Origin of the sequence: Rhodococcus sp. CH91 (assembly GCF_022554085.1) — a bacterium.
In the GTDB taxonomy this organism is placed as follows: domain Bacteria; phylum Actinomycetota; class Actinomycetes; order Mycobacteriales; family Mycobacteriaceae; genus Rhodococcus.
Genome location: NZ_JAKFYR010000037.1, coordinates 1 through 581, shown reverse-complemented (window position 1 = coordinate 581; position 581 = coordinate 1). Strand labels below are relative to the sequence as shown.

1 pseudogene is annotated in these 581 nt (G+C 66.8%); it reads left to right on the top strand.

Annotated features, from left to right (window positions below):
- Positions 1 to 70: 70 nt before the first annotated feature.
- A pseudogene (locus tag MOM01_RS22965) lies at positions 71 to 581 on the top strand (IS5 family transposase); the annotation flags it as partial.

The following is a 581-nucleotide window of genomic DNA, read 5'->3' as shown; positions in this document are numbered from 1 at the left end:
ACTGATCGTTTCAGAATGAGTTCGGCGTGGTAGATGGCGTTCGAGGACGGTTTCGGGCACCGTATCGCGAGTGCCTGTTGATCTTGTTCCTGACGATCTGTGGGCGCGGGTAGCTCCGCTGCTTCCGCCCAGATCTGCCCGCCGGTACCGGTACCCGGGACGCAAACCGGTCGACGACCGGGTCGCGCTGGCCGGCATCATCTTCGTTCTGCGCACCAACGTCGCCTGGCGTGACGTCCCGGCAGAGAAGATCGGGTGCAGCGGCGTGACCTGTTGGCGCAGATTGCGGGAATGGACCGAGGCCGGAGTGTGGCCACGGCTGCACGAGATGCTGCTCGCCGAACTCCGCGCTGCCGGCATGCTCGAGATGGACGACGTCGCCGTCGACGGCTCGCACGTGCGGGCCCTCAAAGGGGGGCTCACACCGGGCCCTCGCCGGTCGACCGGGGTCGTACCGGCAGCAAGCACCATGTGATCGTCGACCGGCACGGCACCCCATTGGCGGTGTCGCTGACCGGCGGGAACCGCCACGATGTCACTCAACTGATGCCGCTCGTCGAGGCGATCCCACCTATCCGCGG